We start from the raw sequence: 5,312 nt of genomic DNA on the forward strand, positions 1-5,312 counted from the left end.
AATGGAATTACCTGTTTGGGAATATGATCGCTCCCAAGGCGATATATCCATTACAGGGGGTTTTGTTTATCACGGACCAAGCATGAGTCAATTGAAGGGATTATATATTTATGCAGATTATGTTTCAGGAAGAATTTGGTCTTTGGACAATAGAGATTCAGGAAATCCGGTAAACACAGAATTGTTAAATGCTGATTTCCCTATCTCTGCTTTTGGAGTTGACCAAACTCAAGAATTATTTATTTGCGGTTTTGATGATAAAATCTACAAGCTTAAGCAGGAATAATATCCAAGAAATATTTGTTGCTTATCGGTCTTCGGAAGTCAAAAAGTAAAAGAAATTCTTCCAATTGCTCCTTTTTCGTTTTCTCAAAACTTTAATCAATTTACTTCCCTCCGATTTACAAATCAAACAGCTTCAATTTTTAGTAAATAAAGCCTGATCCATGCGCCTTCGAACCAGTTGCAAATTGAAATTTGAGATTGCCTCTCCAACTCCCTTTATTTTAATGTTGCGACCTAGAAGTGGAGCACAGCAATGGGTGGAAAGAGATGAATTTAAAATTACTCCGACTACTCCTATTTTCGAGTTTACAGATAGCTATGGAAATCTTTGCCAGCGTTTGATTGCCCAGCCTGGATTGTTTTCGATCGATACTTCTTCAGAGGTAATTACGGCTGATTACATCGACAGTGGTTTTGACGCTCCCTTTGTAGAAATTCAGAATTTGCCGGATTCAGTATTAAGTTATTTATTACCAAGCCGATACTGCGAGTCAGATTTTTTTAATGAAATGAGTGTGAAAATCACACAAGGTCATTTACTTGGATACAATCAAGTTTCCGCTATTACCAACTGGCTTCGGGAAAATATCAGTTATGTTCCTGGTAGCAATTATCAGCCCATTTCTGCTATCCAAGTGAATGAAAGGCAGTTTGGAGTGTGTACTGATCTTGCACATTTAGGTATTGCTCTTTGCAGAAGTTTAAGTATTCCTGCCCGAATTGTAGTTGGATATTTATACAATTTAGAGCCCATGGACATGCATGCCTGGTTTGAGGCATATATAGGGAATCGATGGTATACTTTTGATGCGACTCAGCATGGCACTCCTGGAGGATATGTTGTTCTTGGTTTTGGCCGCGATGCTGCCGACGTTGCCATTTTCAATCAATTTGGCCCAGCTGTGTATCCAATTGAACAGTTGATCAGCGTCGATCAAATTGAAGAATAGATCTATGCCTGAAAAATCCCTTTCCCTTAAGGAGAATATTTTTAGAAAAAAAATTATTCCAAAAGTGTCTTAAAATGAATCCTTAGACAATGGTCTATTTTCATCAATATTAAAATTGATAGCTGAAATTTTATGACCAAAATCAGATTTACAAATCAATAGAAAGTTGAATGAGAGTCTGAAGATTTTTATATTGATGTATTAGCCAATTTTGAATATTTGGTATAGCAGTATCTATTCAAAAAATTCTATCCCAAAGAGAATAGAACTTACTAGAACCTTGCATTAGGAGAATTTAAAATAGATAACCTGGAGCAAAATATTATGAAAACTAAAAAACAATTAGAGCAAGATATTATAAATATTACCTTGAAAATTCACACAGAATTTCCTGAATTAACAAAATATATTTCTGAGATCCCGGAACAAGATTATGATCCTAGTACGGGTCAAATGAGCGCATGGAAGTTTAAGGAATACTACAATTCATTAGCAGAGATCGTAAAAGAATATTCTAAATCCCATAAAGAAAAAAATGATTCTGATTCAAAAATGGAAGGATATCCGCATTATCCTCCATCAGAAGATATATACAGCAAAGGAAAAAAGGAAAGAAATCTGGATCCAGAAAACCCTTCAAAAAATAAATCGCCAAAAGCAAAGAATGGAACCTTCAATGAGAAAGAGTTTTCAGATGATATGTCCGGAAATGATTTAGATGTTCCGGGATCGGAACTAGATGATCAACAAGAAAAAATTGGGAGTGAAGACGAAGAAAATAACTATTATAGTTTGGGAGGCGATAATCATGATGATCTAAAGGAAGATAAGATTTAGATAAATATGATAATAATCTTGAACTTCGGTATACTACAGCTCCTCTAAAATTACAGACAAAATCTCACCCCAAACTATAGGCTTTTTGTGGTTGCATTATCAGGTCTTTTAAAAAGAAATGATTCCTACTTCATTTGACTTGATTCGGCGATTTAAAAGGAAAATTAGAACTATGAAAATTCATTATTACCAAGTTGTGAATCAATAAACTCAAAAATTTTTAGCAGGTAATAATTTTTGCAAGAACAAATATAATCCCCTTGCGTGAAAAGGCGAGAGATAAACAATTATAGAAAAACAACAATCTTTGACAATCGTAACTATCTAATTATCATTAGTTAATTTGAGATTTGGTATTCTTGTTTTATAAAGCTTAAAAGTTTCTTTGTCAAATATACAGGATAACTTTTGCTTGAAAAATCAGTTAAAAAAGTATGGACATGTTAGAGAAAATCAATAATTATCTCATTGTCATTTCTATCTTTTTGCTAGTTGGTTGCAGCGGACCTGAAACCAAAACTATGAAAGTTACGGCTACGGCATACAATTCTGTGAAAGCCCAAACTTCCAACGAACCTAATAACGCAGCTTTTGGAGATACATTAAAACCTGGAATGAAAGTGATCGCTATTTCCAGAGATCTTCTTGATTCAGGATTTTATCATAATATGGAAGTTACGATTGAGGGATTGGAAGGAACATATAAAGTGGTGGATTTGATGAACCGAAGATGGACAAAAAAAATTGACATCTATATGGGTACCGATATTTCAAAAGCGAGAGATTGGGGGAAGCAAAAAGTTGAAATTCGTTGGATTCCCAACGAAAAGAATTCTCAGTAATTCCTATGTTTTAATTCATTCTGAATAAGAAAATGATTTTGCAACTGAGTTCAAAAGACTGATTATCCAAAACTTATTATCTTTCAAATGGGCCTTTTACTAGCCATTATTTTCATAATAGCTTTTTCAAATGTTTAATCTGATCTGGGTAGGATCAAATAATCTGGCAATATCAAATCTTCACATAACTGATTTCTATCAGCCCCAGACTTCCTACATCTTTACGCTACAGCTGCTTTACTTTTTTTATGGTAACTAAAAGTCAAAATCAAGGAAATAAATACCAATCCAGCAGCAGACCAGCCCAGGTAAATAGTGGCAAATTTATCAATTTCCAAACCTCCCAATCCTGCTCCCAAAGCAAAACCAAATTGGATAATTGAATTATATAAACTCAAGATCACTCCAGGAGACTCATCCGATAGAGACATAATACTAAATCGGAATAATGGTCCAGGCAACCAAGCTGAAATTGCCCAAAGCATCAGAATACTGATCGTCAAATAGCCTGAATTACCGATAAACAAAGACAAAGAAATCAGCAATATTAAATTGCAGAACATACTAACAAGGATGGTTTTTGATACACCAAATTTGTCTCCCAAAACCCCTCCAGACTTATTTCCAATTAAGGTGGCAATCCCAAAAGCCAAAAAGGCCAAACTGAGCATCTCTTCTTTGATCAGAGAGTTTTCATTCAAGTAGGGAGTGATGTAAGAGTAAAGAATTGCATATCCTAAAATCCAAAAGAAGGACATCCCTAGGCTCAACAGAATATTAGACTTTTTTAAAAGTGACAACTGCTTTCTAAATGAAACTGCACCATCCGGAGAAAAGGCAGGGATATATTTCGCCAGAATAAAAATGAATACAACTGCTGAAATTGAAGTACCCCAAAAGATCGCTTGCCAACCATACGCATTGGTAACAATTCTACCAATAGGCAAACCCACAATCAAAGCGGCATTATAGCCAACTGTCACTGTGGCAATAGCACTGGCTCTTTTATTTGGAGGAGCAAGCTTAGCCGCGACAATAAAACACATGACATTAAATACTCCCATGCCTAAAGCCATGATGACACGAGCAGCTAAAAGTAAGTAGTAATTGGGAGCAATTACCATCATAAAAGATCCTACAGAAAAAGTTGCAAGAGCAATGATTAACACTTTGCGTTGATCCAAGGCTCTCATCTTATAGATGGCAATTGGTGTTCCTATGGCTGCAGTAATCGCAAAAACGCTAATCAATTGTCCTGCCGCAGATACTGATATCTGGATAGACTCGGCAATTTTATCTAAAACCCCAACGATTACAAACTCAGAAGTTCCCGCGATAAAGCAGATAAACGTCAGTAAATAAATTTTTAGATTATTATTCATGAATAAACTGCCTGATCAAAAATTTAAGAGTGCGAATTTAGTGAATGATATTTTTGATTTTTTAATTTATCATCTAATAAATCCTGCCATTTTTATTCCAATTTTAAGAAACAATAAAATGATTGGTAGATCACTTGAAATTCAGCAAATTCAAATCTTAATCATTGCTAGTGGATAGATTATAATCAAATTAAACGCAATTCGATCCAATTAACTCATTTACTTTAAATGCTTTCTATTGAATTCCTTCCAGTAATATTTTTCATAATCGCTCTATTCTATAGCTCCGTCGGTTTTGGTGGAGGATCCAGTTATCTCGCAATTTTAAGTCTTTTCTTAACTAATTTCTATGAGATCCGGTCCACCGCCTTGATCCTGAATATTTGCGTGGTAACCATTGGAACGATCATTTTTATCCGAAACAAAGTATTTGATTGGAAGCTCTTTTGGCCATTTTTGGTTTCGAGCATTCCTTTGGCATATTTTGGAGCCCAACTCAAATTATCCCAGAAAGAATTTTTTCTGATTCTGGGAGCTTCATTGATATTGTCAGGATTGGCTATGATGATGCGATACCTACAGGCAAAACTCGTTTCCCAGGAATTTAGTCTTATTAAAAAACTTAGTTTGGGAGGAAGTGTGGGGCTTTTGGCAGGGGTCTCAGGCATCGGAGGAGGAATTTTTTTGAGTCCTACCCTAAACTTGCTCAACTGGGCCAATCCAAGAACAGTTGCCTCTTTGGCTTCAGTTTTCATTTTAGTTAATTCCATTTCCGGTTTGATTGGATTATCTGTTGCAGGGACATTCGAGTTTGACTCCCAATTGATATGGAAGTTGGTCATTGCTGTAGTTTTGGGTGGAAGTTTAGGATCTTATCTATCCAATAAAAAATTCAATCTCAGAATATTGGGCGGACTGACTGCTATCCTGGTGATCTATGTAGGGTTGCGATTGGTGCTGATGCATGGGTTTGGGATTAATATATAATCTGTATTCCAAAACTGATCAGGATTTCC

General features: G+C 35.4%; 5 protein-coding genes and 1 pseudogene. 5 read left to right on the forward strand and 1 reads right to left on the reverse strand.

Going from position 1 to position 5,312, the window contains the following annotated elements; genetic code table 11:
* From Q0L68_RS15720 to Q0L68_RS15735, 4 genes and pseudogenes are all read left to right on the forward strand, one after another.
* A pseudogene (locus Q0L68_RS15720) lies at positions 1 to 286 on the forward strand (glucose sorbosone dehydrogenase); the annotation flags it as partial.
* A 184-nt stretch (positions 287 to 470) separates the two neighbouring features.
* Positions 471 to 1,235, forward strand: coding sequence for a transglutaminase family protein (locus Q0L68_RS15725; RefSeq protein WP_296705049.1), 765 nt, complete (start codon positions 471 to 473; stop codon positions 1,233 to 1,235).
* Between the two features lie 324 nt (positions 1,236 to 1,559).
* Positions 1,560 to 2,072, forward strand: coding sequence for a hypothetical protein (locus Q0L68_RS15730; RefSeq protein ID WP_296705050.1), 513 nt, complete (start codon positions 1,560 to 1,562; stop codon positions 2,070 to 2,072).
* 440 nt (positions 2,073 to 2,512) lie between these two features.
* A complete protein-coding gene (locus tag Q0L68_RS15735; protein WP_296705051.1) occupies positions 2,513 to 2,914 on the forward strand; it encodes a hypothetical protein in 402 nt (133 codons plus the stop codon).
* A gap of 221 nt (positions 2,915 to 3,135) precedes the next feature.
* Here the strand turns inward: Q0L68_RS15735 and Q0L68_RS15740 are convergent, their stop codons facing one another.
* Positions 3,136 to 4,296 carry an MFS transporter gene (locus Q0L68_RS15740; RefSeq protein WP_296705052.1) on the reverse strand — a complete coding sequence of 387 codons (1,161 nt, stop codon included), beginning with the start codon at positions 4,294 to 4,296 and terminating at the stop codon, positions 3,136 to 3,138.
* Between the two features lie 228 nt (positions 4,297 to 4,524).
* Between Q0L68_RS15740 and Q0L68_RS15745 the strand changes: the two genes are divergently transcribed.
* Complete coding sequence (locus Q0L68_RS15745; RefSeq protein ID WP_296705053.1) at positions 4,525 to 5,283, forward strand: sulfite exporter TauE/SafE family protein; 759 nt, start codon at positions 4,525 to 4,527, stop codon at positions 5,281 to 5,283.
* Positions 5,284 to 5,312 lie beyond the last annotated feature (29 nt).

The organism is Algoriphagus sp. (assembly GCF_024642405.1).
In the GTDB taxonomy this organism is placed as follows: Bacteria; Bacteroidota; Bacteroidia; order Cytophagales; family Cyclobacteriaceae; genus Algoriphagus.

What these genes read in the sequence shown, in the direction of transcription:
- Q0L68_RS15735 (WP_296705051.1), top strand. Translation starts at nt 2,513, where the DNA reads ATGTTAGAGAAAATCAATAATTATCTCATTGTCATTTCTATCTTTTTG.
- Q0L68_RS15740 (WP_296705052.1), bottom strand. Translation starts at nt 4,296, where the DNA reads ATGAATAATAATCTAAAAATTTATTTACTGACGTTTATCTGCTTTATC.
- Q0L68_RS15730 (WP_296705050.1), top strand. Translation starts at nt 1,560, where the DNA reads ATGAAAACTAAAAAACAATTAGAGCAAGATATTATAAATATTACCTTG.
- Q0L68_RS15745 (WP_296705053.1), top strand. Translation starts at nt 4,525, where the DNA reads ATGCTTTCTATTGAATTCCTTCCAGTAATATTTTTCATAATCGCTCTA.